We start from the raw sequence: 25222 nt of genomic DNA, 5'->3' as shown, positions 1-25222 counted from the left end.
GCAGCAAGCGGGGGGCGGGCCATAGCCTAGCGAATCGTCGTTCGATGTTGCGAAAAACGCACATATAGGAATCCAGATCATTCTGTCATCGAAGGCGTGTGCGCTATGCAGCGGCAGGCATCCGACGCACGCAGACACCCGCAGCGGAGGCATCCGGCCACGCTTGACAGCACAAATACCGTTTCGTAGCATCCGCCTGCTTCATCCCTGAACCCTCATCGAACCGGTGATCCAAGTGCCCGCAAACATTCGTCCCTTCGCCTGATACGCCGACGACTGCCGTCCCGGCCGCGTACCGTCCTGCCCATTCCCGTCTGCCTCGCGGCTTCGGAACAGTGTCGCAGGGCCGCGTCCGGACACGCACTGACACCGCAACGCACACCCCATCGTTCGTTCCCGTCGTCGGCTTTTTCTGATATTTCCGGAGAAAGACCATGACGCTGGATTTTCGCGCCTACGCGCAATCGCTCGACCTCGCCCGCTACCCGCGCACGCCGCACCTCGAAGGCTCGCGCCTGCAGGACGGCGACGAAGGTCACGACCACGTTTCCTATCGCACCCTCGCGGGCGCCCATCTCGTCGTCGAGGAAAAGCTCGACGGCGCGAACACGGGCATCAGCTTCAGCCCCGCGGGCGAACTGCTGCTGCAGTCACGCGGCCACTATCTGGCCGGCGGCGGCCGCGAGCGGCAGTTCGGGTTCATGAAGACCTGGGCCGCCGCCCATGCCGGCTGGCTGCTCGAGCGCCTCGGCGATCGCTACGTGATGTACGGCGAGACGATGAGCAAGAAGCACGCGGTGTTCTACGACGCACTGCCGCATCACTTTTTCGAGTTCGACGTGTTCGATCGCGCGACGGGCCGTTTCCTGTCGACACCCGCGCGTCGCGCGCTGCTCGCCGACGGGCCCGTGCTGTCGGTGCCCGTGCTGTACGAAGGCATCGCGCCGGCGCGACTCGCGGACCTGAAGGCCATGCTCGGGCCGTCGCTCGCGAAGACGCCGGACTGGCGTCGCGCGTTCGAGGAAACGGTGCGGCGGCAGGGGCTCGATCTCGCGCGCGCATGGCAGCAGTGCGACAAGTCGGAGCGCTCCGAAGGGCTCTACGTGAAGGTCGAGACGGACGACACGACGACCGCGCGCCTGAAGTGGGTGCGCCACGATTTCGTGCAGGCCATTCTCGAATCGGCGCGCCATCACTCGGAGCAGCCGTTCATCCCGAACCTGCTCGCGCCGGGTGTCGACCTGTATGCGCCGCGCCCGACCGTAACGTGGGCCTCGCGCCGCGCTGCTCACCCGAACACATGAATGCGGAACGGCCAAGCACCGTTTCGAGAGGAGTCTTGATCATGAAGTACGAACAGTTGCAGGCACTCGTGCCCGCACCCGGCCGGCAGCCGGACTATCACGCGTGTCTCGCGGCATTTCCCGCGCTCGAACACGCAAAGGCAACACCCCAAGAGCCCGCGCACCACGGCGAAGGCGACGTGTGGACGCATACGATGATGGTGATCGATGCGCTGCTCGCGCTGCCCGAGTACCAGGCCGCGTCGCGCGCCGACCAGGAGATCGTGTTCCTGGCCGCGCTGCTGCACGACATCGCGAAGCACGGCACGACGGTCGTCGATCCCGTTACCGGTGCGATCGGCCATCCCGGCCATTCGCGCAAGGGCGCGATCGACGCGCGGATCGCACTGTGGGATGCCGGCGTGCCGTTCGCGGTGCGCGAGGCGATCTGCCGGATGATCGCGGTGCACCAGGTGCCGTTCTTCGCGATGAGCGGGTCGCGCCGCGGCACGCCCGAGTTCATCGCACGCGAGCTGTCGTGGCAGGTCGGCCTGCCGCTGCTGTGCCTGCTCGCCGAAGCCGATATCCGCGGGCGCATCTGCGACGACACGCAGCGCGTGCTCGACAACATCGAACTGTTGCGCGAACTGGCGCGGGAAGAGGGCTGCTACGGCCAGCCGCGTGCGTTCGCCGACGCGCACACCGCACTCAGCTACTTCCGTGGCGCGGACGTGCATCCCGACTATCCGCTGTTCCGTACGCCGGGCTCGCGGGTCGTCGTGATGTCGGGCCTGCCCGCGTCGGGCAAGAACACGTGGGTGGCACGGCATCATCCGGATCTGCCGGTCGTGTCGTTCGACGATGCGCGCGATGCGTTGGGGCTGCGTCATGGGCAGAACGAGGGCGCCGTCGCGCACCATGCGGTCGACGCCGCGAAAACACTGTTGCGCGCGCAACAACCGTTCGTGTGGAATGCGACGAACCTGTCGCCGCTGATGCGCAAGAAGACGCTCGACCTGCTGTTTGCGTACAACGCCGACGTGACGCTCGTCTACGTCGAACAGCCGCGCGCGGAACTGTTGCGCCGCAATGCGCGGCGCGACACGTCGCTGACGAATCGCGCGCTCGAGTCGATGCTGCTGCGCTGGGATTTGCCGCTGCCGACCGAAGCGCATGCGGTGCGGTATGAAGTGTGATGCGGCGACATCGCGACACGAGCCGGTACGCCGCAATTCGCCGCGGCGTACCGGCTCGTTTCATTTTCAGCGCGGGATTCTGCTGCGTCGCGCGAGCACGCAGCCGATCCCGAACAGGCTTCGAGCAGCAGATTTCGTCATGAATTCCGGCCTCAACTCGCCACGATGATGAATGTGGTGAGCGCGATCGGGAACAGCGCGAGGCCGAGCAGGCCCAACGCGCCGTCGGCTGCCATCGCGATCGGCGACAACGCCAGCTTGGCGCCGCGGCCGACAGCCGTCAGCTTGTCCGTCACCTTGACCTCGTACGGCCGATTGAACGCCTGCGGAACCGACGAAGGCGTGACGTCGTTCGGCAGATAGCGCTTGCCGCTGATCGCGCCTTTCGACGTCAGGTCGCCACGCTTCTGCTTGAAACCGTCCGCGAGCGCGCGCTCGCGCACGTCCGAGCCGGCCGGCGCATCCGAGTCGTCCAGCCTCATCGTGTATCGACCGGTGATCTCGTCCCCGTGCGCCTCGAAATCGTTGAACGCCGTGTGGATCTTGGGGCGATAGGGCGCGTTGAGCACCGTTGCCAGGCTCGGCGGCATCTCGAAGATGTAGTGATATTTCTTGCCGAGCACGACGAGCTGCTTGCCGTCCGCGGTGATCAGGAACGTCGACAAGGTTTCGTCGTATTCCGAATCCTTCATCCACGCCTTGGTGACGGGACCGAAATTGGAGCAGCCGGCGAGCATGCCGGACGCTGCCACGGCGGGCAGCGCGAGAAATGTTCTTCTTTTCATGTGTGCTGTTGGATGTTGTTGGTTATTCAGCGGAACCGCTTGAATGTCGGGCGCTGCGTTCGATGAACGCGGCACCCTGACGGCCGATCATGCGGTTTCTTCGCCTGCGCATTGTAGGGCCAAAACGGCAAGCGCAGTATCCCCCGGCAAAGCGCCTCACCCGCGTGCGGTAGACTGCACGCTCGCTTGCCCACCGCCCACTGCACGACCGCTCGCCGCCGCTGATACGCCATGGATCGAATCGATGCGATGAAGGTGTTCGTCGCCACGCTGGACGAGGGCAGCCTCGCGGGCGCGGGCCGTAAGCTCGGCCGCTCGCCGGCGGCGGTAAGCCGCGCGATCGCGTTCCTTGAAGAGCACACGGGCACTGCGCTGCTGTACCGCACGACGCGGACGATCCGGCTCAGCGAGGCCGGCGAACGCTACGCGGCCGCGTGCCGCCGCATCCTGTCCGACCTCGAGGAAGCCGACATGCTGGTCGCCGACGAACGCTCGGCGCCGCGCGGCCTGTTGACGGTCACCGCGCCGGTCGCCGCGGGCGAGGACGTGTTGCGCGCGCTGCTCGACGAATTCATCGAACGCCATCCGGCCGTGTCGATCCGGCTGCAGTTGCTCGACCGTCCCGTCAGCCTGATCGACGAAGGAATGGACGTCGCGCTGCGGATCGCGCACCTGACCGATTCGACGCTGGTCGCGATTCCGGTCGGCGCGGTGCGGCGGGTCGTCGTGGCGTCGCCCGATTACCTGGCGAAGCATCCGGCGATCGAGACGCCGGCCGATCTCGCACAGCACCGGATCATCTCGATGACGCACTTCGGCCTCGACTCGTGGAGCTTTCCGCCGCCCGCACCGTCGGCGCTGCCGCAGGTCGTTCAGTTCGCACCGCGCTTCATCATCAACACGATCCGCGGCGCGGTCGCGTCGGCCGTCGCCGGGCACGGCGTCACGCGGCTCTTCTCGTATCACGTGGCCGAACCGGTGAGGGACGGCACGCTGCGGATCGTGCTGCGCGACAGCGAACACGCGCCGCTACCCATCCATCTCGTCACGCCTTACGGACGCCTTTCGGTGCCGAAGGTGCGCGCATTCGTCGATTTCGCAGCGCCGCGCCTGCGCGAACACTTTGCGCGGCTGGCAGCCATTACCGACGGCGATCGAACTGACGGCGATTGAACCGAAACGCGGAAGAATGGCTTTCGTGCGACAGGGATTCACTCGATAATCGGGTCAATCTAGACTTCCTTCAACCAACGGACGCGCATGGCGCCCGTTCAGCGAATGGAGGTCAACATGCATCAAGCGCTTTCCGCCCAGCCTCGCGCCCGTGCGTTCGGACTGACGCACCGCGTGGTGTCAGGCATCGGCGTGGCCCGTTTCGCATGCGTACCGTCATCGGCAAGATTCGTCACGCCGGGGCTTCCCGCACCGCTGACCGCGACGGGGAGCACGCAATGAGCACGATCTCGCATGCGCCCGTCGCGGCACGGGCCGAACGGCCCGCCGCCAGCTACGCCGAACGCAACGCGCGCTACTGGCGGCGCAATCTCGCCGTCTGCGTGTTCGGGTCGTTCACGACGCTCGTCAGCCTGAGCATGCTGCTGCCGTTCCTGCCGCTGTACGTGCGGCAACTCGGCGTCGATGCGCAGTCGGCCGTGATCCAGTGGTCGGGCATCGCGTTCGGCGCGACGTTTCTCGGCACGGCCGTCACCGCGCCGCTGTGGGGCCGCCTTGCAGACCGCTTCGGCCGCAAGCCGATGCTCGTGCGTGCCGCGATCGGGATGGCGATCGTGATGTCGCTGATCGGCGTCGCGCACAACGTGGTCGAACTCGTCGCACTGCGGCTGCTCGCGGGGCTGGTCGGCGGATATGCATCGGCGTCGACCGTGATGGTCGGCACCCAGGCGCCGCGCGAGCGCGCGGGCTGGGCGCTCGGGATCCTGTCGACCGGTGCGCTCGCGGGCAACCTGGTCGGGCCGCTCGTCGGCGGGTTGCTGCCGGGCTGGCTCGGCATTCGCGGCACGTTCTTCGCCGGTGGCGCGATGATCGCCGTCGCCGCGCTGCTGACGATCTTCGTCGTGAAGGAAGACTTCCACGCGGCCACCGATGCCCGCACACGCACCTCGCGCGCCGCAGCCGGCACGCCGCACCGCACGAATCGCGCGGCGGTCGCCGCGCTGCTGGTGACGGCGATGATGGTGCTGCTCGCGAACATGTCGATCGAACCGATCATCACCGTCTATATCGGCGGCCTCGGCGTGGGCGGCGACCATCTTGCGCGTGTCGCCGGCGTCGTGATGGCGTGTTCGGCGCTCGGCAGCATGCTGACCGCCGCACGGCTCGGCGCGCTGGCCGACCGTGTCGGCAGCTGGAACGTGATCATCGGCTGCCTGTTGCTGACCGCGCTCGCGATGGTGCCGCAGGCGTTCGTCACGCACTGGTGGCAGCTTGCCGCGCTGCGCGGGCTGATGGGCATGTCGCTCGCGGGGTTGCTGCCGTCGATCGGCAAGCTCGTGCGGCAATCGGTCGACGAGCGCGCGACCGGGCAGATGCTCGGCTATCTGCAGTCCGCGCAGTTCAGCGGGCAGGTGGTCGGCCCGGTGATCGGCGGGCAGATCGGCGTCGCGCTGGGGCTGCATTCGGTGTTCTTCGTGACGGGCGCGCTGCTGGCGGCCTGCGCGGGGCTCGCGCATTGGGCGCGCGGCCGATAGCGGCTGGCCGGCGGATCGCGGGCTGGCGTAGGATGGGCGCAGTTGCGGGTGGCGCACCGGAAAACGACGACACCATACCCCTTCGTCGCGCGATGCGTTTGCCGTCATGGCAGACACCGCACCGCGCGGCGGCTACCCATCGCATTCGACATGGTTTTCATGTGACCGGTCGCGCACAAGGCACGACGAACGCGCGCCGATCCGAACCCGACCCGCGCGCTTCGGCCCGCATCCGGCCGACGCATTTCGATGACGAATCTTGCAGGAGGCAAGCGACATGAATCAATCGACCGACAACCGGACGCTGCTGCGCATGCTCGGCATGCGCGCCCCGATCGTCCAGGCGCCGATGGCCGGTGTCAGCACGCCGGCGCTGGCGGCCGCCGTGTCGAATGCGGGCGGGCTCGGCTCGCTCGGCGTGGGCGCGACGAACGCCGACGGCGCCCGCAAGATGATCCGCGACACGCGCGCGCTCACCGACCGGCCGTTCAACATCAACGTGTTCTGCCACCAGCCGGCGCACGCCGACGCGGCAGTCGAACGCGCGTGGCTCGAATGGCTCGCGCCGGCGTTCCGCGAATATGGCGCGACGCCGCCCGCATCGCTGTCGGAGATCTATACGAGCTTCGTCGCCGACGATGCGATGCAGGCGATGCTCGTCGAAGAGAAGCCGGCCGTCGTCAGCTTCCATTTCGGGCTGCCGTCCGCGGACGTGATCGCCGCGCTGAAGCGCGCGGGCGTCACGCTGTTCGCGGCCGCGACGAACCTCGACGAAGCACGCCAGATTGCCGCCGCCGGCATCGACGCGATCGTCGCGCAGGGGATCGAAGCGGGCGGGCATCGCGGCGTGTTCGATTCGACCGCGCATGACGACCGCCTCGGCACGTTCGCGCTCACGCGCCTGATCGTGCGCGAATGCGCGCTGCCGGTGATCGCCGCCGGCGGCATCATGGACGGCGACGGCATCGCCGCCGCGCTCGCGCTCGGCGCACAGGCCGCCCAGCTCGGCACCGCGTTCGTCGCGTGCCCGGAGACGTCGATCGACGAAGGCTATCGCCGCGCGCTGCTGGGCGACGCGGCCCGCCGCACGACGTTCACGGCCGCGATCTCGGGCCGGATCGCACGCGGCCTCGCGAACCGGCTGACCGCGCTCGGCGACGACCCGCACGCGCCGGCCACGCCCGCCTACCCGATCGCGTACGACGCCGGCAAGGCACTGCACGCGGCCGCGAAGGCGAAGGGTGAATTCGGCTACGGCGCACAGTGGGCCGGGCAGGCGGCGCCGCTCGCGCGGTCGCTGCCGGCGGCCGAACTGTTCGCCGCGCTCGAACGCGAGACGCGGGCGGCGATCGAGCGGCTGCAGCACGTGCTGGATTGATCGCACGATTCGCGGGCGGCTAGCCGCAGGCATATAGCGGCGATCGGTGAACGCACCCCGATCGCCGAATCGATACGTCGCCACCCGCGGCTGATTTGCAATGCTCTGTATCTGCACGAACCCCGGATACATCGCGATACAAAGCACGCTCGAGCGTCCGTTATAAAGCAGGCATGACCGATTCGGGAGTCCATCATGTCTGCAACCTGGTTCAAAGGGTCCTGCCATTGCGGGGCCGTCAAATTCGAAGTCAGAACGGCCTTGACGCCGGCGACTCGCTGCAACTGCAGCATGTGCCGCCGGCGCGGCGCGCTGATGAGCCCGATGTTCGCCGCCGGCGAACTGAAGATCGTCGAGGGCGAGGGCGCGCTGACGTGCTACCAGTTCAACACACGCACGGCCCGTCACTATTTCTGCAGCCGTTGCGGCATCTATCCGTTCCATCAGACGCGCAAGGACCCCGCCTGCTGGCGCGTCAATCTCGGCTGCCTCGACGGCGTCGACCCGTATGCGCTCGATGCAACGGTAGCGAACGGCGCGAGTCTCTCGGTCGTGGAGGACGCATGAAACGCTGGCTGATGATCCTGCTGTTTGCCGCAGGCGGGCTCGCAACCGAAATCGCGCATCCGGTGCAATGCTCGCTGCTGTCGGTCAGCCGTACACAGACCGGCAAGCGCCGCAGGGCGGGCTGACGGCGCGCTGGTTCATCGCGAGCGATTATCATGCTTCCGATAAGATCGCACGCGATATATAATGCGTCCATCTGCGGCCGTTCGCGCCGCTGGAGGACGTTCATGAAACCGACCGAAGCCCCATCCGCCGCCGCGCCGAAGCTGTCCGAGTTCCTGTGCTTTGCGATCTACTCGACGAACCTCGCGTTCGGCAAGGCCTACAAGCCGATTCTCGAGGAGCTCGGCCTCACGTATACGCAATACATCACGATCATTGCGCTGTGGGAGCAGGACAACCAGACGGTCGGCCAGCTCGGCGAGAAGCTGTTCCTCGAATCCAATACGCTGACGCCGATCCTGAAGAAGCTCGAGGCGATGGGCTACCTGGAACGGCACCGCGATCCGTCGGACGAGCGCCAGGTGCTGGTCAGCTTGACGAAGACCGGCCGCCGCGTGAGGGAGAAGGGGCTCGACATGAATCTGGTCGAAGCCACCGGGTTGAAGCCGGACGAATTCGCGAAGATGCAGAAGGCGATCGTCACGCTGCGCGGCAACCTGATCCGCTCGACCGACGAATGAACACGCGAACCACCCGCGGCCGGCACGTCCATCGTGCCGGCCGTGTCGTCATGCGTGCCCGTCGCCGAGCACCAGCAGGTGCATCTCGCGACGGACGACAAAACCGAGTGCGAGATAGCGCTCGATCGCCACCCGGTTCGACGTGAGGACGTGCAGGAAAGGCGTATCCGAGCGCGCATCGATCTCCGCAATCAGCGACCGCATCAGGCGCGCCGCCAGCCCCTGCCGCCGGAACGCGGCATCGACGCAAACAGCGCTGATCTCCGTGTACCCGTCGACCTGCATCCGCTCGCCGGCCATCGCGGCCAGCCTGCCTTCGCTGCGGATGCCGATGTAATGGCCGAGCTCGAACGTGCGCGGACCGAACGGGCCGGGCTGCGCGGCCGTGGTCAGCGCGAGCATCTCGGGCACGTCGGCTTCCGCGAGCGTGACATGGCCGGATTCGGGTGCGGGACCGAGCGTCCCTTGCCAGACCATCTGCAACAAGTTCGCGCGCCGGATCGCCGACAATCCCGCCGGCAGCTCGATCTCGTCCGGCGTGACCAGCGCAGTCGGCCCGTGAGCCGCGATCAATGTACGCAATGCGTCGAACGACGCCGCGCTCGTATCTTCCATCGCGGCAAACGGCGCGACGGCTACCGGAAACCGCCATGCTCGGCCATGACCGAGCGCAAAGCGGCGCTGCCTGCCCGTCAGCGCATTCCACACCACACGGTCGAGCGGGTGCGCACTGCCTGCCGCGTTTCCGGTCGTTGCATCGGACATGAGCTGCTCCTCGATTGAAGGTGTCGGTGGCACAGCATAGACCGGGATCGGACGGGCAGGGCGCGGCGCGCTGATCACCGCCGATATCCCGCGCGACGGCGCCACCGTGATCGAGCTCGGTGCGGGCACCGGCGTGTTCACGCGGGCACTGCTCGCACGCGGCGTCACGAGCGACCGGCTGGTGCCGGTGGAAGTCGATCCCGCTTTCGCGAACACGCTGCGGCATCAGTTTCCCGCGCTGCGGGTCATGCAGATGGATGCGGCGCAACTCGGCATGACGGGCGACTTCTTCGGCGGGGCGCGTGCGGATGCGATCGTGAGCGGGTTGCCGCTCGTCGCGATGCCGGCCGAACGGGCCGTCGCGATCGTTCGCTGCGCGTTTGCGCGCCACCTCGCTGCCGATGGTGCGTTCTACCAGTTCACGTATGTGCCGCGCTGGCCGATCCCGGCGCGCGACCTGGAGCCCCTGCGCATTCGCGCCGTCCGGGTGGGTGTCGCGTGGATGAACTTCCCGCCCGCCATCGTGTATCGCTTCGAACGCCGGATCGATGCGGCCGGCCATCAGCGGCCCGTTGCGCGGCCGTTGCGCGATGCGGTCGTGGAAGCCGCTATTTTGCGGGGCTTCGATGCCATGCCATCACTCGATTCGAGCGGCATGCGGCCATCGACAGAGGGAAGTGCGCCGTCGTGAACGCGCTCGGGTACGGGTTGCTGTTCGGCCTGCCACGGCTGATGTTTCTGTTTCGACGATCACGAGCCGCGAGCGCCGACAGCCGCATCGGCACGGCGCACCGTCGAATCCCGGGCCGACACGAGCACGTGGTGCGTGCCGACCTGCAACGCTGTTTGTCACCGACGACCGGCGTGGAGCGCGCCGTACTCGCGCGCTCCCGTTTCTCACACCCCGTACCGAACTGCCCGGATCGGCGCGACGATTCCGACGCGCCATGCTCAATGGCCGAAGTAGATCGAGCGCTCGGCCGTGCGAACCACGCTGCGGCGGCCCGACTGCGTCGCACTGCCGGCGTCGCTGCCGTAACCGGATGCCTGCGACTCGGCCGCGATTGCATCGGTGTCGTGGGTCCGGCGCAGCGCAGCCTGGAGATTGTCCGGATAGTTCGGGTCGTTGGGCCGGTTCGGCAGGTAGCCGGCCTTCTGCAGCGCGGCCAGTTCCGCACGCACTTGCGAGCGCGTCACGGTGCTGTCACCGGCAAACGCCGGTGCGGCAACGGCTGCCGACACGGCAACGAGAACGGCAGCGATCAGTTGGGTCTTCATCATTCACCTCGACAAGAAAATGGGGGGATTCAGTCGTTGCGCACCATGCGCCGGCCACCGGCGCCGTTCGCGGTTTCGTTCAATGACCGAAGTAGATCGAGCGTTCGGCGATTCGCGTCGCAGGCCGGCTGCCCGACTGCGTCGCGGCGGCGGCGTCGCTGCCGTAACCGGACGTCGCGGCTTCGGCCACTGCGGTGTCGTTCGCGTGAATGCGCGTCAGTGCGGTCTGCAGATCGTCCGGGTAGTGCGGATCGTTCGCGCGGCCCGGCCGATAGCCGGCCTGTTCGAGCTGGACGAGCTCGGCACGCACCTGCGCGCGGGATACGGTAGCTGCGTCGGCGAACGCCGGTGCGGCAGCGGATGCGGAAACGGCCACGAGAAGGGCGGCGATCAATCGGGTTTTCATCATTTACCTCGACAGAAGAGAAAGAGAAGGGCTTCAGCGTTCACGTATCGACGATGCGCTGCGCTCAATGACCGAAATACACCGAGCGGTCGGCCACGCTGACCGCGTGCCGGCGGCCCGATTGCTTTGCCGCCTCACCGTCGCTGCCGTAGCCGGACGCCTGATCGTTGCCGGCGACCGCATCGGTTGCATGGATCTGCGTGAGTGCAGCCTGGAGATCATTCGGATAGGTGGCGTCGGTCGCGCGATTCAGCGGGTAGCCGGCCTGTTGCAACTGCGCGAGCTCGGCACGCACCTGCGCACGCGTCACGGTGGATTCGCTGGAGAACGCCGGTGCGGCAACCGTGGCCGAAACAGCGACGAGAAAGGCGGCGATCAGTCGGGTATTCATCATTCACCTCAATAAGAAAGAAATCGGGCATTCGGCAAGGCGGCGCCAGGCCGCCTGATGCATCGTTCAAGCGATACGGATGTCGACGTCGATGTTGCCGCGCGTCGCCTTCGAATACGGGCAGGTCTGGTGTGCCGCATCGACGATGCGCTGCGCGACGTCGCGATCGAGCCCCGGCACGCTCACGTTCAGCCGGGCCTGCAGGAAGTACGCATTGCCGGCGGTGCCGAGATCCACTTCGGCGTCGACCGCGAGATCGGCCGGCAGCGTTACCTTCGCGGCACGCGCCGCAAGCTGCATCGCACCGATGAAGCAGGCCGACCAGCCGGCCGCGAACAGTTGTTCCGGGTTGGTGCCGGTACCGGCGCTGCCCGGCGACGACAACTGGATGTCGAGGCGGCCGTCGGAACTGCGCGCCGCGCCGTCGCGGCCGCCCGAAGTCGTATGCGTCTTGCCCGTGTACAGCACTTTTTCGATCTTGCTCATCATTTGCTCCGTCGGTTGGGTGGTTTGTTTCAGATGCGATTCGATCGCATGCGATGGAGTTTCGTCGAGACGACCCTCTCCGTCAAGCGTATTCGATTAAATCGCATGCGATATTTTGTATTTCAATGTATCTGGAACGTGTACCGCTTTGCCGGACAAGGATTTCCAGCGATCGATCCCTGATATTCGCGAGTCAACGAATCCGGGCAGGGCAGGTGAAAACGCCGCGGAAACGGCTGGCCACCCCGCAGGGCGGCCGATCGGTCAGGCCGGGTCGATCTCGGCGATCACGACGAGGATCACGGCCGCGTCGGCCGGCAACTGGCGTTGGGAGAACGCCGAGCGCGCGTGGCCCGACTTTTCGCCCAGCACGGCGGCGAATAGGTCCGACGCGCCGTCGATCACGGCCGGCTGCCCGAAAAAGCCGTCGGCCGAACTCACGTGCCCCTCGACGCGCACGATCTTGCGCAGGCGCTCGAACCCGCGCAGGTGTCGGCGGATCTGTGCAAGCACGTTCAGCGCCGCGAGCCGGGCGGCATGCTTGCCTTCGTCGACGCTCAACTGCTCGCCGACGCGCCCGGTACAGGCAATCTTGCCGTCGACCAGCGGCAGTTGTCCGGAGACGAACAGCAGGTTGCCGGCTTCGCTGACGGCCGTATAGCTGCCGAGCGGGTTCGGCGGCTCGGGTAACGCGAGGCCGAGGTCGGCCAGTTTCTGTTCGACGGTCATGTCGTGCTCCTTGAGGGAAAAGGGTTCGGGCGATCGGTGCTGCCTGTGAGTCACTGTAGTCATGCGGCCGAAGCCGGTAAATGTCGGCAGCGCAATTGACTCACGACGCGGTGTAACGAATCGCGCCCGATACGCCCGCTGGTTTCCGCCGCGAGATTCATGCACACTCGGCGTCATCGCGCGCCACGCGCCGCAGACGGCAGGAATCGCCTCATGCAACGACAATTCGACGATCTGCTGCTGGGCAGCATCGAGCTGTTCTGCCTCGCCGCCGAACTCGGCAGCTTTACGCTGGCGGCCAACGCGGCGAGCGTCACGCCGGCCGCGGTCAGCCGTTCGGTCGCGCGGCTCGAGGCGCGTCTCGGCGTGCGGCTGTTCGTGCGCACGACCCGCCAGATCCGCCTGACCGATTCCGGCCGCCGCTATTTCGAGCAGTGTCGCGACGCGCTGTCGCAACTCGTCGACGCGGAGCGCGAGGCGACCGGCCAGCAGGCGACGCCCGCCGGCGTGCTGCGGATCAGCATGCCGACACCGTACGGGCACTATCGCGTGCTGCCGCTGCTGCCGGCGTTTCGCGAGCGGTATCCGGACGTGCGCGTCGACACCCACCTGAGCAACCGCAACATCGACTTCGCGGAGGAAGGCTACGATCTCGCGATCCGCGGCAGCGCGCCGGCCGATTCGAACCTGATCGCACGCAAGCTGGAGGATGCCGAACTCGTGATCGTCGCGACGCCCGGCTACCTGAAGCGCGCGGGCATGCCGACCGCCGTCGACGACCTGCATGCACACGAATGCATCCAGTTCGAGCTGCCGAGCAGCGGGCGAACGATCCCGTGGCTGTTCAACGATGGATCGGACGGGATCGACGTCGCAACGACCGGAAGCTATGGCACGTCGGGCGACTATCTTGCCGGTGTGACGCTCGCGCGCAGCGGTGCGGGCCTGTTCCAGACGTATCGCTTCATCGTCGAGCAGGATCTGCGGGCCGGCACGCTCGTGGAAGTGCTGCCCGGCCTCGGCGGCCGGTCGCGGCCGTTCATGCTGCTGTATCCGCATGCGCGCTTTTTGTCGTCGCGCGTGCGCGTGTTCGTCGACTTTCTCGTCGAGCATCTGGCGCGTGCGCCGGCCAGCCAGCCGGCCGGGACACGCGCCAAACGAGCCGGCGCATCGCGCTAGGCCGCCGGCTCGCGGTTTCGACACCGCGCGTCAATGCCCGGCGCTCTGGCCGCCGTCGACATGCAGGATCTCGCCCGTGACGAACGGCGCCGAATCCAGGTACAGGATCGCGTCGACGATGTCGCTCATTTCGCCCATGCGGCCGACCGGATGCAGCGACGCGAGCGTCGCGTGCGTTTCGGGCGCGTGCATCGGCGACTTGATGATCCCGGGCGACACCGCATTCACGCGAATGCCGGCCTTCGCATACTCGATCGCGAGCGACTTCGTCGCCGCATTCAATCCGCCTTTCGTCAGCGACGCGAGCACCGACGGCACGTTGCTGTTCGCGTGATCGACCAGGCTCGTCGTGATGCTGACCACGTGGCCGCTGCCGTGCTTCTGCATCGCGGCGATCGCATGCTGCGTGACGTGGAAGAAGCCGCTCAGGTTGACGTTCGTGATCTGCGCATAATCGTCCGCGGTGTACTGCGTGAACGGCTTCGCGATGAAGATGCCCGCGTTGTTGACGAGCGTGTCGACGCGGCCGAAGCGTTCGATGGCGGCGTCGACCACGCGCCGTGCGACGGCCGCGTCGCCGATGTCGCCCGCGACGGTGACGAGGTCGGGATCGTTCGACGGCCCGATCGAACGTGACGTTGCGACGACGCGATGGCCGCGGGCCCGGAATGCGTCGACCGTTGCCGCGCCGATGCCTTGCGATGCGCCGGTGACGATGATGACTTTGGATGCGCTCATGATTTGCCTCGATGGGTGAAGGGTTCTCGGCTTCGGTGCCGACCGGATCCGTGAATCCGATGGGCGAACTGTAGGCGCGCCGGCTGCGATCTCGAATACCCACCGTGGAGCAACAGTCTTGCGTCGGGGGAACAAATGCGGGGAGGGGTGGCGGGTTGCGAGTCAGGCTCGTGGGCGCGTGGAGTGGACGGCCCGACGCCGGGCATCGGCACTGTGTTGCCCGACTGCACGCATTCGGCCTCTTCACCGGGAGGCCGGCTCACATGCCCGCGACATTCGCGGCTGAACTGCGATGCGCCGCCGCTGTGCCTGCTGCTCGCCCGATCGGCGCTCGACGTCGCCCTCGATACGCTCAAGCGTGGCGCGACCTCACCGAAAGAAACGATTTTCCTGCGGCTTGACGAGCCGATTCATCTGCCACAAAACACGCACTTGGATAAATCATCACGCCTATTCGGATAACTTTTCTTATCACAATAGCACTATGAATAATCCAAACTCGTCGATTCGAAAACGCGTCTGATGCCCGACGTCCGGGCCGCCTTCGTGCTTCTCGCCGCCGAACCGAGGGCAGGGAAGCGAACATTCGTCGTGCACGCCGTCAATCCGGTGCGTTGATCCGCGCCAGCAGCACCATCAGCACATCGGCCGTCGCGCGGGCGACATTCTGCGACGTCGTATCGACGAGCGCATGCGCGCATTCGCGATACAGCGGGTCGCGCAAGCGGTACAACGCGGCAAGCGTTTGCCGCGGGTCGGCCACCTGCAGCAGCGGCCGGCGCGGGTCGTCGCGCGTGCGGCGCCACAGCGCGTCCGGGTCCGCATGCAGGTAGATCACGCAACCGCGCTCGTTCAGGCGCGCGCGGCTGCGCGGATTCAGCACCGCGCCCCCGCCGGTCGCCACGACGGCGTTCGGGCGCTGCGTCAGTTCGTCGACGATCTGCGTTTCGAGCAGACGAAAGCCGCCTTCACCGACCTGATCGAACAGTGCGGCGACCGAACGTCCGGTGCGCCGCTCGATCTCGTCGTCGCTGTCGACAAACGTCCAGCCGAGCGACGCCGCGAGCGCGCGGCCGAGCGTCGATTTGCCGGCGCCCATCATGCCGACCAGGATTGCGCGGGCGGGCAGGGCGCGCGCGCCGGCCGCCGCGACGACGGTGCTCACAGGCGCCGCGCGAGCGGCCAGCCGGCCCGCGTCGCCGCACAGATCCGCCGCGCGCGCACCGCGTCCGACAGCGTGTCGAGCGCCGCGCCGGTGGTTGCGTCGTCGGCGTCGAGCAGCGCGCCGAGCACCTGTCCGCCCGGATCGCCGGCCGCGATGTGCTCGGCCGCATCCGCCGCGATGATGTGCGGCGTGCGCGCGGGCGCCTCGTCGCGTTCGGGCCGCCGCCATCCGTTGCGCAGGTCGCGCCATCGCACGACCAGGCCGCAGAACAGCCCGCCGCCCGGCACGGTTGCGTCATCGCCGGGCGCCGCCGTGTCGCCGGGCGTCGCGCACTGCGTGACCCAGCTCGCGAACTCGAGCAGCGACGCGTCGTGAGCGAGCGTCGCAGCGTCGAGCGCGACGGTCACGCCGGCATCCCGCAACCGCCCGAGCAGCGGCCGCACCCCGTCGTGCGCGCCTCCGCATGGCTGCAGCAGCACCTCGAGTTCGTCCTCGTGACGTTCGACGAGCGCACGGTGCCGCTCGAGCGCGGCCGGCTCGAGCAATGCCTGCGCGGCTTGCCGGACGATGACGATCGCGCGATCGTCGCGACGCTCGACGATCGCGCCGATCCGGCGCCGGGCGCGCGCCACCCCGGCGCTCACGTACCGCTCCCGACATGGCGCGCGCGCATCACAGCGAACCCTGGAATTCGAGCACGCGTGCCTTGAACTCGTCGGGCACGGCCTGCGTCGTGTTGTTCGCGTAATCGAACATCACGTGCGTCGACATGCCGCGCGCGACGATGGTCTGGTCGTCGCGCTCCATCAGGTGTTCGAGATCGAAGCTCTTGCTGCCGAAACGCACGATGCTCGACCGGATCGTCAGGTTGTCGCCGAATTGCGCCGGTGCGAGGTACTCGCATTGCGTCTTCACCATGATGTGCGGCAGCTTCTCGCTCCGCGGCAGTCCGAGGAGATCGAACATGTAGCTGAGGTACGAATGCTGCAGATAATCGTAATAGACGGGACTGCTCACATGCCCCATCGAATCCGTATCGCGATACTTGACGTGAATGGGCGTTTCGTAATGACGCTTCGACATGGTGGTTCTCCGCAATGACTGGGTTGATTTATATATTTGTTCCTGATTGGCCCGTCAGGAATTTGAAAATTAATCGAACGCCTATCGGGACGCCACTATCAGAACGAATAGCGATCCGCCGGGAAGCACCACACACTCCGCATCCCCGACCAGAGCAAGTACTCCCGGGTTCCCCGCTGGAAATCGAATTTCCGCCCCGCCAAACATCTCAAAACCGGCAAAGGCGATGCCTTCGATTTCTGGAATTCCTGTTTATTTCTGTCATTCATAAGGTTATGAATTGGAAACTGGTAAATATGTTAGTTGCGCTCGGAAAGAGCCATTCAATACAGTCGCGCTGTAGTAAAAAATCCACCGAATTATCGACAGGAGGGCAGTCCCCATGCATGCGAATACCTGGACGACGCACCGCGACGCCGTGCTGCGCTTGCCGTCTCCCGCGGATCTGGCCGGCGCGCTGCAGCCTGCGTTGCGCGCGTCGCGCACGGTTCATCAGGCTCGCCACGCGATCGTCGACGTGTTGAACGGCACGGACGACCGTCTCGTGGTCATCGCCGGCCCGTGCTCGGTGCACGACCCGGCCGCCGCGCGCGACTATGCGGCGCGGCTCGCGCTGCAACGCGCGCGATTCGCGGACGAGCTGGAAATCGTGATGCGCGTGTACTTCGAGAAGCCGCGCACGACGGTCGGCTGGAAAGGGCTCATCAACGATCCGCTGCTGGACGGCAGCGAGCGGATCGACGCGGGGCTGCATACGGCCCGCGCGCTGCTGTGCGACATCAACGGGGCGGAAATGCCGGCGGCAACCGAGTTTCTCGATCCGCTGTCGCCGCGCTATCTGGCCGACCTGGTCGCGTGGGGGGCCATCGGCGCGCGCACCGTGGAATCGCAGGTGCATCGCGAGCTGGCGTCGTCGCTGCCGATTCCGATCGGCTTCAAGAACGGCACCGACGGGAACGTCCAGGTGGCCGTCGATGCGATGTGCGCAGCCGCGCGAGCGCATCGCTTCCTGTCGGTCGATGCGGGCGGGCGGCTATGTGCGACGGCGTCGCCCGGCAATCCGCATACGCATGTCGTGCTGCGCGGCGGGCGCGAACCGAATTTCGACGCGGCGGCCGTGAATGCCGTGTGCGAGCGCATGGTGGCCGCGCAATGCGCGCCGCGCGTGATGATCGACGTCAGCCACGGCAACAGCCGCCGCCAGTTCCGCAATCAACTGGGCGTCGGCACGGCCGTCGCCGCGCAGGTCGCGGCCGGCGACACGCGCATCGTCGGCGTGCTGATCGAGTCGAACCTGATCGAAGGGCGTCAGGATCTCGTGCCCGGCATGCCGTTGCGCTACGGGCAGAGCATCACCGATGCGTGCCTGTCGTTCGCCGATACCACGCAACTCCTCGAGATGCTCGCCTACGCAGTGCGGGCGCGCCGGCGCGGGCATGCGCCGGCGCCGGACCTCGAGTTCGCGCGCGAGCCGCTGCTCGCGTGCTGCGCGTGAGCGGCCCGGCACGACGCAGTCAGATCTCGGCTTCGTCGTAGATCCGTGTCGCGTCGCCGGCCCACGCGTCGCGATAGCGGGCGAGCCAATGCTCGGCCTGGGTCGGCGCACCGGCGACGATCTCGTCGAGCGGCGCGAGATACACGGATTCGTCGCGGCCGGCCGCGTCCCTGCGTGCCCGCGCACGCAGGCCGCGATGCGCGATCGCCAACGCGTCGGCCGCGAATGCGCGCAACGGGCGGCTGTCGACCGAGGCGCCCAGCCCGAAGCGCGGCACGTCGCGACGCAGGGTCAGCAACGCGCCGCGGTCGATCGCGGCGGCCAGCGTCTCGGCCTCCGACAGCGCGGACGGATCGTACAGCAGGCCGGTCCAGAACGCGGACAGCGCGACCATCATCGCGGGCGAGCCCGCATCGGCGCCGCGCATCTCGAGATAGCGCTTCAGCCGCACTTCGGTGAAAACCGTCGTCAGATGATCGGCGAAATCGCCGAGCGTCGGCGTGTCGCCCTCGAGGTGCGGAATGCGGCGTCGCATGAAATCGCGGAACGTCCAGCCGGTCGCGTCCGTGTAGCGGTCGCCGCGCCGCACGAAATACATCGGCACGTTGTCGAGCAGCCAGCTCACATAGCGCTCGAAACCGAAGCTGCGCGACAGGAACAGCGCCGGCGCCCCGCAGCGATCCTCGTCGGTGTCGAGCCACGTGTGTGCGCGCGTCGACAGCAGGCCGGTCGGCCGGCCCTCCGCGAACGGCGAATTCGCGAACAGCGCGGTGGCAACCGGCTGCAACGCGAGCGACACGCGCATCTTGCGCGCCATGTCGCTTTCCGACGCGAAGTCGAGATTGACCTGCACGGTGCAGGTGCGCTGCATCATGTCGAGCCCGCGCGTGCCGACGCGCGGCATATAGCGCTGCATGATCCCGTAACGCTGCTTCGGCATCCACGGCAGCGCCGCGCGCGCCAGGTGAGGGTGAAAACCCAGCGGCGCGCAACGCAGGCCGAGCGGCCCGCACGCGTCGCGAGCTGCGGCAAGGTGCGCATGGAGTTCGACATGCGTGTCGTGCAGCGTATCGAGCGGCGCGCCCGACAGTTCGAGCTGGCCGGCCGGCTCGAGCGAGATCGCGGCGCCGTCGCGCTGGATCACGCCGACGATCCGTCCGGCATCGACGATCGGCGTCCCGTCGCGTTGCAGCCGTGCGAGCACCGCGGCGATCCCCGATGGCCCGTCGTAAGGCGCGGCGGCGTGCGTCGCACGCGCGACGACGAACTTCTCGTGCTCGGTTCCGATCCGGAATTGCGCGGCCGGCTTGCAGCCGGCGGCCAGATGATCGGCGAGCTGTTGCTCGGAGACGATCGGCGTGTGGTCCGACCCAACGGCATTCGACATCGACACCCTCCACAAGTCACATTGAGCGACCGACCGGTCGGTCGAAAGACGACTATAGCGACGTCGGTGCGGGTGCTGTACTGGCAGGGGTGATAGGGGCGGGGCAACACCGCACTGCGCTACGGCTACGGCTGCCGGCGCTTCGCGAAGTAATGCGCGGGCGAATCGCCGAACGCGCGGCGGAACATCGCGATGAAGTTGCTCGGCGTCGCATAGCCCAGCGCGTCGGCGATGTTGGCGACGCTGTCGCCGCTCGCGAGACGTTCGAGCGCGTGCGTCAGGCGCGCCTGCTGGCGCCACTGCGCGAAGCTCGTGCCGGTTTCCGCGACGAACAACCGGCTCAGCGTGCGGGCGGACAGCCCGGCCCATTCGGCCCACGCTTCCAGAGTGCGGCTGTCGTGCGGCTGCCCGAGGATCGCGTTCGCGATGCGCAGCAGCCGCCTGTCGCGCGGCATCGGCAGGTGCAGCGGCTCGTGCGGCGCGCGGCGCATCTCGTCGAGCAGCACGATGCTGATGCGCGCCTGCTCGATGTCGAGCCGATCCTGGTCGGCCCACGATACCGCGCGCCGCACGAGCGCGCGCATCAGCTCGGTGATCGCGATCACGCACGGCTGATCCGGCATTCGCCGGCTCGCGGCCGGTGCGATCACGACGCTCCAGCCGCTCAACGCGCCGCTGATGCTGACCTTGTGCTGCTCGCCCGGCGGAATCCAGCCCGCGCGATGCGGCGGCAGCAGCCACGAACCATGCGGCGTGCGCACGTGCGCGAAACCGCTTTCCACACAGAACACCTGGCCGCGCAGATGGCTGTGCCAGTCGACCTCGCGCGTGCCGAGCCGATAGGTGTTGCTGCCGTCGTCCTCGCCCCAGACGGCGATCAGCGACGGGCCGTCCTCACGCTCGCTCGGATCGGAGTCGGCGCGCTGCACGGTACGCGGGGGAGAAGTGTCTCGGATGGGCATGGCCGGAATTCATTATTTTTTGTCTAAACAACATTATCAGCTTTGTCCGGGGGCGTCCAACAATGCGTGTCGTGTTCAAACCGATACGAAGCAGAGGAATGCGATGCATGCAGCACTTGCTCCCTGGACACGCGATGCCGGCGCACTGCGCGCGATGTCGCGAATCGCCGTCGCCGCGGCGCTCGTCATGCTCGGCGCGTGCGCGAGCCGCGACGGGCTCGCGCCGGCCGGCACGCTGCGCGGCACCGATACGCTTGCCGCATCGCACAGCCTCACGCAGGTGCCGGCCGCCGACTGGCCGGCCGCCGACTGGTGGCGCGCGCTGAACGATGCGCAACTGAGTGCGTTGATCGACGAGGCGCTCGCCGGCAACCCCGATCTCGCGACCGCCGATGCGCGCGCACGCGAAGCGCAGGCGCTGGTGATCGAGGCGCAGGCCGCGCGGTTGCCGCACCTCGTCGGCCGTGCGAGCGCGAAGGCCGAGCGGCTGTCCGGCACCCAGTTTTCGTCGGGCGAGGGCGGCGGCTTCTTCAGCCACACGCGCGAGATCAATCTCGGCCTGAGCTGGGATCTCGATCTGTGGGGCGGCCGCCGGGCCGCGTGGGAAGCCGCACTCGGCGAAGCGCGCGCCGCGCAAGTCGATGCGCAGGCCGCACGCGTGCTGCTGTCGGTCAACGTTGCGCGCGCCTACGTGAATCTCGCGTACGCATTCGATCAGCAGGACGTCGCGCGGGCCGAATACGAGCGGGCCGACGAAACGCTCACGCTCACGCGCCAGCGCGTCACGAAAGGCATCGACAACGTCGCGCAGCAGCGCCAGGCGGAAAGCGAAGGCGCGGCCGCGACGCGCGAGCAGGCCCGCACCGCGCAGGCGATCGACAGCGCGCGCATCGCGCTCGCGATCCTGCTCGGCGCGGGCCCCGATCGCGGCCTCGCGCTGGTGCGGCCCGCGCCGTTGCCGGCCGCCGCGCTCGCGGTACCGGCCGACCTGCCGGCCGCGCTGCTCGGCCGGCGCGCCGACCTCGTCGCCGCGCGCTGGCGGGTCGAGGCCGCGAGCCGCAACGTCGCGGCCGCCCGTGCGGATTTCCTGCCCAACGTCAGCCTCACCGCGCTGATCGGGCTCGCGACGCGTGGCGGCGCCTCGCTGTTCCAGGCCGCGTCGCGCACCTACAACGCCAGCCCGGCCGTGAGCCTGCCGATCTTCGACGGCGGCGAACGGCGCGGCGTGCTGCGCAGGCGCGACGCGCAATACGACCTCGCGGTCGCCGGCTACAACAAGACGCTGATCGGTGCGATCGGCGAAGTGGCCGACGATCTGCACCGACTGCATTCGCTCGCCGTGCAGACCGATGCGCAGCAGCGTGCGTTCGACTCCGCCACCGATGCGTGGCGGCTCGCGGACGCGCGCTACCGGGCCGGCGTCGGCAGCTACCTCGATGCGCTCGTCGTGCGCCAGCAACTGCTGGTCGCAAGCCGCGAGGTCGCCGCGCTGCGCGCACAGCGCGCGGACCAGTCGCTGCAGCTCGTCGCCGCGCTCGGCGGCGGCTTCCGCGCCGAGCCGGACGACGCCGCGCTTGCCGCCACTCCTTCCCAACGCCCTTGACATCGAACCATGAGCAGCGACAACTCCCTGCAGACTCCCGCGCGACCGGCTGCCGCCGAAACCGCCAGCGCCCGCCAGCAGCCGGCGGCCGACCACACCACCGCGCCGCGCCCGCCGGGCGGGCCAGGTGGTCCTGATGCCCGCACGCAACCGGCACCGGGCGGCGGTGCACCCGCAACGCCGCCCGCACCGCCTGCACGGCGCAAGCATCTGGTGCGCGCGCTCATCGCCGTGTTCGCACTCGGCATCATCGGCTGGGGCATCTGGTACGTGATCGTCGGGCGCTGGTACGAATCCACCGACAACGCGTACGCGCAAGGCAACGTCGTCGAGCTGACACCGCAGGTGACGGGCACCGTCGTGTCGATCGACGCGGACGACGGCAACCTCGTGCGCGCCGGCACACCGCTCGTCCGACTCGACCCGAGCGACGCGCAGATCGCGCTCGCGACCGCGCAGGCCGATCTCGCGGCAACGGTGCGCAAGGTGCGCGGTCTGTACAGCAACGAGCGCGGGCTCGCGAACAGCATCGACGGCGCACGGGCCGAACTCGACACGCGCCGCATCGCGCTCGACAAGGCGAAGGCCGATTACAGCCGCCGCGAGGATCTCGGCCGCTCCGGCGCGATTTCACGCGAGGAACTCGCGCATGCCCGCGACACGCTGACGTCCGCACAAAGTGCTTACGCAGCCGCCCAGAGCGCGCTCGCGACGCTGAGCGAGCAGCACCAGACGAGCAAGGCGCTGATCGACGACACCGCGGTCGCGTCGCACCCGGACGTGCAGGCCGCGGCCGAACGGCTGCGGGCCGCCTACCTCGCGCATGCCCGCACCGCCATCGTCGCGCCGGTGACCGGCTATGTCGCGAAGCGGACGGTGCAGGTCGGGCAGCGCGTGTCGCCAGGCGTACCGCTGCTCGCGGTCGTGCCGCTGCGCGAGCTGTGGGTCGACGCGAACTTCACCGAGAAGCAGCTCGAGCACATGCGCATCGGGCAGCCGGTCGAGCTGACCGCCGACCTGTACGGCGACGCGGTGCGCTATGCCGGCCGCGTGCAGAGCCTCGGCGTCGGCACCGGCAGCGCGTTCTCGCTGCTGCCCGCGCAGAACGCAACAGGCAACTGGATCAAGATCGTGCAGCGGCTGCCGGTCCGCATCGAACTGACCGACCCGGCGCAGCTCGACGCGCATCCGCTGCGCATCGGCCTGTCGATGCACGCACGCGTCGACCAGCACGACCGCAGCGGGGCGATGCTGTCGCATCGCGAGCAGCGCGCGCCGCTGTTCCGCACCGACGTGTACCGTGACGAGCTCGCGCGTGCCGACACCCTGATCGCCGCGGTCATCCATGCGAACCTGCCGGCGGCGGTGCGCGCGGAGGCGGTGCGATGAGCGGCCCGATGGCGGCCGCCGACAGCGGCTTTCGTCCGTCGAGCGTCGGGCTGACGACCTTCGGCCTCGCGCTCGCGGTCTTCATGCAGGTGCTCGACGGCACCGTCGCGAACGTGTCGTTGCCGACGATCGCCGGCAACTTCGGCGTGAGCACGACGCAGAGCGCATGGGTCGTCACGACGTTCTCGGTCAGCAACGCGATCGCGCTGCCGCTGACCGGGTTTCTCGTCAAGCGCGTCGGGCAGGTGCGGCTGTTCGTGTGGGCGACGCTCGCGTTCACGTTCGCGTCGCTCCTGTGCGGCTTCGCGCAGAACCTGCCGCAGCTCATTGCTTTCCGCGCGCTGCAGGGCCTGGTGGCCGGGCCGATGATCCCGACCACGCAGGCACTGATGCTGTCGATCTACCCGCCGCAGCGGCGCGGCTTCGCGTTGTCGATGATCGCGATGGTCACCGTCGTCGCGCCGATCGCGGGGCCTGTGTTCGGCGGCTGGGTCACCGAGCATTACTCGTGGCGCTGGGCATTCCTGATCAACCTGCCGATCGGCGTGTTCGCCGCGATGTGCGTGTTCGCGCAGATGCGTGCGCGCGTCGAGACGACGGTCGCCGCGCGTGTCGACTATGTCGGCCTCGCCGCGCTGATCGTCGGCGTCGGCGCACTGCAGATCGTGCTCGACAAGGGCAATGAAGCCGACTGGTTCAACTCGACGTTCATCGTCGTGATGTCGGTGGTCGCCGCGTTCGGCATCGCGCTGTTCGTGATCTGGGAGCTCAACGAGCCGAACCCGATCGTGAACCTGCGGCTCTTCGCGCATCGAAACTTCGCGGCCGGCACGCTGACGCTCGTGCTCGCCTATTCGGCGTTCTTCGCGGTCAACGTGATCGTGCCGCAGTGGCTGCAGCGCACGCTCGGCTACACGGCTTTCTGGGCCGGGCTCGCCGTCGCGCCGATGGGCGTGATCCCGGTGCTGATGACGCCGTTCATGGGCAAGTACGCACCGCGCTTCAACATGCGCGTGCTCGTGTGCTGCGCGTTCGCGATCCTCGGCACGTCGTCGTTCCTGCGTGCGGGCTTCGTGCCCGACATCGACTTCACGCACATCGCGCTGATCCAGCTGCTGCAGGGCCTCGGCCTCGCGCTGTTCATCATGCCGATCAACAGCATCCTGCTGTCCGACCTGAAGCCGGACGAGATCGCCGCCGGCTCCGGCCTGTCGACGTTCCTGCGCACGCTCGGCGCGAGCTTCGCGGTGTCGATCACGTCGTTCCTGTGGGACCGGCGCGCCATTCTGCACCACGCACAGCTCAGCGAGCACGTGAGCGCGTTCGATCCGGCGGTGCGCGCCGAGGTCGCCCGGCTCGGCGGCGGCGATCCGCAACGCGCGGCCACGCTGCTGAGCAACCTGGTCGATGCGCAGGCGTACCAGATCTCGTTCAACGACGTTTCGTTCGCGCTCGGCTGCGTGTATCTCGCCGTGATCGCGGTGGTCTGGCTCGCCCGTCCGCCGTTCGGCCCCGGCGCGGCCGCAAAACGATGAAGCGGGCGCTGCGCGGCCCGTTCCGACCCAT

27 protein-coding genes and 1 pseudogene are annotated in these 25222 nt (G+C 67.9%); 15 read left to right on the top strand and 13 right to left on the bottom strand.

Features of this window, described 5'->3' with window-relative positions; translation table 11 throughout:
• Positions 1-434: 434 nt before the first annotated feature.
• Entirely contained in the window at positions 435-1304 is an 870-nt protein-coding gene (locus tag C5O79_RS07235; protein WP_122473940.1) for an RNA ligase family protein, read from the top strand.
• A 41-nt stretch (positions 1305-1345) separates the two neighbouring features.
• On the top strand, positions 1346-2479 hold the full coding sequence (locus C5O79_RS07230; RefSeq protein WP_122473941.1) for an AAA family ATPase: 1134 nt from the start codon (positions 1346-1348) through the stop codon (positions 2477-2479).
• Between the two features lie 152 nt (positions 2480-2631).
• Here C5O79_RS07230 and C5O79_RS07225 read toward each other — a convergent pair whose 3' ends face one another.
• Positions 2632-3264 (bottom strand): 5-formyltetrahydrofolate cyclo-ligase, encoded by a 633-nt coding sequence (locus C5O79_RS07225; RefSeq protein WP_122473942.1) that lies wholly within the window; start codon positions 3262-3264, stop codon positions 2632-2634.
• Between the two features lie 231 nt (positions 3265-3495).
• On the opposite strand from C5O79_RS07225, the gene C5O79_RS07220 reads away from it, so the two are divergent.
• The 6 genes from C5O79_RS07220 to C5O79_RS07200 all read left to right on the top strand — a co-directional run bounded on the left by C5O79_RS07220 (position 3496) and on the right by C5O79_RS07200 (position 8600).
• Positions 3496-4437, top strand: coding sequence for a LysR family transcriptional regulator (locus tag C5O79_RS07220; protein ID WP_122473943.1), 942 nt, complete (start codon positions 3496-3498; stop codon positions 4435-4437).
• A 278-nt stretch (positions 4438-4715) separates the two neighbouring features.
• Entirely contained in the window at positions 4716-5972 is a 1257-nt protein-coding gene (locus C5O79_RS07215) for an MFS transporter (protein WP_122473944.1), read from the top strand.
• 277 nt (positions 5973-6249) lie between these two features.
• Positions 6250-7350 (top strand): nitronate monooxygenase, encoded by a 1101-nt coding sequence (locus tag C5O79_RS07210; RefSeq protein WP_122473945.1) that lies wholly within the window; start codon positions 6250-6252, stop codon positions 7348-7350.
• 195 nt (positions 7351-7545) lie between these two features.
• Positions 7546-7917, top strand: a complete 372-nt coding sequence (locus C5O79_RS07205) for a GFA family protein (protein ID WP_122473946.1) — start codon at positions 7546-7548, stop codon at positions 7915-7917.
• Positions 7914-8042: a hypothetical protein gene (locus C5O79_RS38795; protein WP_257791815.1), complete on the top strand. Its 129-nt coding sequence runs from the start codon at positions 7914-7916 to the stop codon at positions 8040-8042. The genes C5O79_RS07205 and C5O79_RS38795 overlap by 4 nt, the downstream gene beginning before the upstream one ends.
• Before the next feature lie 102 nt (positions 8043-8144).
• A complete protein-coding gene (locus C5O79_RS07200) occupies positions 8145-8600 on the top strand; it encodes a MarR family transcriptional regulator (protein ID WP_039354918.1) in 456 nt (151 codons plus the stop codon).
• Between the two features lie 48 nt (positions 8601-8648).
• Here the strand turns inward: C5O79_RS07200 and C5O79_RS07195 are convergent, their stop codons facing one another.
• Positions 8649-9365 carry a GNAT family N-acetyltransferase gene (locus tag C5O79_RS07195; RefSeq protein WP_122473947.1) on the bottom strand — a complete coding sequence of 239 codons (717 nt, stop codon included), beginning with the start codon at positions 9363-9365 and terminating at the stop codon, positions 8649-8651.
• A gap of 70 nt (positions 9366-9435) precedes the next feature.
• Between C5O79_RS07195 and C5O79_RS07190 the strand changes: the two are divergent.
• Positions 9436-10056: pseudogene (locus C5O79_RS07190) on the top strand (methyltransferase domain-containing protein); the annotation flags it as partial.
• 260 nt (positions 10057-10316) lie between these two features.
• On the opposite strand, the gene C5O79_RS07185 reads toward C5O79_RS07190, so the two are convergent.
• The 5 genes from C5O79_RS07185 to C5O79_RS07165 form a co-directional block, all read right to left on the bottom strand.
• Positions 10317-10646 carry a DUF4148 domain-containing protein gene (locus tag C5O79_RS07185; protein ID WP_122473949.1) on the bottom strand — a complete coding sequence of 110 codons (330 nt, stop codon included), beginning with the start codon at positions 10644-10646 and terminating at the stop codon, positions 10317-10319.
• A 76-nt stretch (positions 10647-10722) separates the two neighbouring features.
• A complete protein-coding gene (locus tag C5O79_RS07180) occupies positions 10723-11052 on the bottom strand; it encodes a DUF4148 domain-containing protein (protein ID WP_046545754.1) in 330 nt (109 codons plus the stop codon).
• Positions 11053-11113: 61 nt separating this feature from the next.
• Positions 11114-11440, bottom strand: coding sequence for a DUF4148 domain-containing protein (locus tag C5O79_RS07175; RefSeq protein ID WP_081421134.1), 327 nt, complete (start codon positions 11438-11440; stop codon positions 11114-11116).
• A 66-nt stretch (positions 11441-11506) separates the two neighbouring features.
• The gene (locus tag C5O79_RS07170; protein WP_011352035.1) at positions 11507-11926 is read right to left on the bottom strand and encodes an organic hydroperoxide resistance protein; all 420 of its coding nucleotides are present in this window, start codon (positions 11924-11926) and stop codon (positions 11507-11509) included.
• A gap of 264 nt (positions 11927-12190) precedes the next feature.
• Positions 12191-12655 (bottom strand): RidA family protein, encoded by a 465-nt coding sequence (locus tag C5O79_RS07165; protein ID WP_046545756.1) that lies wholly within the window; start codon positions 12653-12655, stop codon positions 12191-12193.
• A 213-nt stretch (positions 12656-12868) separates the two neighbouring features.
• Between C5O79_RS07165 and C5O79_RS07160 the strand changes: the two genes are divergently transcribed.
• The gene (locus C5O79_RS07160; protein WP_046545757.1) at positions 12869-13834 is read left to right on the top strand and encodes a LysR family transcriptional regulator; all 966 of its coding nucleotides are present in this window, start codon (positions 12869-12871) and stop codon (positions 13832-13834) included.
• A gap of 30 nt (positions 13835-13864) precedes the next feature.
• On the opposite strand, the gene C5O79_RS07155 is transcribed toward C5O79_RS07160, so the two are convergent.
• Positions 13865-14572 (bottom strand): SDR family NAD(P)-dependent oxidoreductase, encoded by a 708-nt coding sequence (locus tag C5O79_RS07155; RefSeq protein ID WP_047850859.1) that lies wholly within the window; start codon positions 14570-14572, stop codon positions 13865-13867.
• 183 nt (positions 14573-14755) lie between these two features.
• On the opposite strand from C5O79_RS07155, the gene C5O79_RS07150 reads away from it, so the two are divergent.
• A complete protein-coding gene (locus tag C5O79_RS07150) occupies positions 14756-15034 on the top strand; it encodes a hypothetical protein (RefSeq protein WP_131931302.1) in 279 nt (92 codons plus the stop codon).
• Between the two features lie 139 nt (positions 15035-15173).
• On the opposite strand, the gene C5O79_RS07145 is transcribed toward C5O79_RS07150, so the two are convergent.
• Genes C5O79_RS07145 through C5O79_RS07135 form a run of 3 tightly spaced genes read right to left on the bottom strand, consistent with a single transcriptional unit; the run spans position 15174 to position 16820 of the window.
• The gene (locus tag C5O79_RS07145) at positions 15174-15737 is read right to left on the bottom strand and encodes a shikimate kinase (RefSeq protein ID WP_236862285.1); all 564 of its coding nucleotides are present in this window, start codon (positions 15735-15737) and stop codon (positions 15174-15176) included.
• Positions 15734-16381 carry a hypothetical protein gene (locus tag C5O79_RS07140; RefSeq protein WP_122473950.1) on the bottom strand — a complete coding sequence of 216 codons (648 nt, stop codon included), beginning with the start codon at positions 16379-16381 and terminating at the stop codon, positions 15734-15736. Before C5O79_RS07140 ends, C5O79_RS07145 begins: the two co-directional genes overlap by 4 nt.
• Positions 16382-16409: 28 nt before the next feature.
• Positions 16410-16820 (bottom strand): acyl-CoA thioesterase, encoded by a 411-nt coding sequence (locus tag C5O79_RS07135; RefSeq protein WP_039354887.1) that lies wholly within the window; start codon positions 16818-16820, stop codon positions 16410-16412.
• Between the two features lie 382 nt (positions 16821-17202).
• Between C5O79_RS07135 and C5O79_RS07130 the strand changes: the two genes are divergently transcribed.
• On the top strand, positions 17203-18315 hold the full coding sequence (locus C5O79_RS07130; protein WP_122473951.1) for a 3-deoxy-7-phosphoheptulonate synthase: 1113 nt from the start codon (positions 17203-17205) through the stop codon (positions 18313-18315).
• 19 nt (positions 18316-18334) lie between these two features.
• Here the strand turns inward: C5O79_RS07130 and C5O79_RS07125 are convergent, their stop codons facing one another.
• Together C5O79_RS07125 and C5O79_RS07120 are read right to left on the bottom strand one after the other, a co-directional pair.
• On the bottom strand, positions 18335-19702 hold the full coding sequence (locus C5O79_RS07125; protein WP_122473952.1) for a glutamate--cysteine ligase: 1368 nt from the start codon (positions 19700-19702) through the stop codon (positions 18335-18337).
• A gap of 125 nt (positions 19703-19827) precedes the next feature.
• Entirely contained in the window at positions 19828-20664 is an 837-nt protein-coding gene (locus tag C5O79_RS07120; protein ID WP_039364066.1) for a helix-turn-helix transcriptional regulator, read from the bottom strand.
• Between the two features lie 103 nt (positions 20665-20767).
• Here C5O79_RS07120 and C5O79_RS07115 point away from each other — a divergent pair, with 103 nt between their 5' ends.
• The 3 genes from C5O79_RS07115 to C5O79_RS07105 are packed head-to-tail and all read left to right on the top strand — an operon-like array spanning position 20768 to position 25191.
• Positions 20768-22267 carry an efflux transporter outer membrane subunit gene (locus tag C5O79_RS07115; RefSeq protein WP_131931299.1) on the top strand — a complete coding sequence of 500 codons (1500 nt, stop codon included), beginning with the start codon at positions 20768-20770 and terminating at the stop codon, positions 22265-22267.
• A 9-nt stretch (positions 22268-22276) separates the two neighbouring features.
• Positions 22277-23656, top strand: a complete 1380-nt coding sequence (locus C5O79_RS07110) for an HlyD family efflux transporter periplasmic adaptor subunit (protein WP_122473954.1) — start codon at positions 22277-22279, stop codon at positions 23654-23656.
• Positions 23653-25191, top strand: a complete 1539-nt coding sequence (locus C5O79_RS07105; protein WP_039364060.1) for a DHA2 family efflux MFS transporter permease subunit — start codon at positions 23653-23655, stop codon at positions 25189-25191. Before C5O79_RS07110 ends, C5O79_RS07105 begins: the two co-directional genes overlap by 4 nt.
• Positions 25192-25222 lie beyond the last annotated feature (31 nt).

Origin of the sequence: Burkholderia sp. SRS-25 (genome assembly GCF_004343765.1) — a bacterium.
Taxonomy (GTDB): domain Bacteria; phylum Pseudomonadota; class Gammaproteobacteria; order Burkholderiales; family Burkholderiaceae; genus Burkholderia; species Burkholderia contaminans.
The sequence above is the reverse complement of the archived record's forward strand: the minus strand, read 5'-3'. Positions and strand labels throughout refer to the sequence as shown.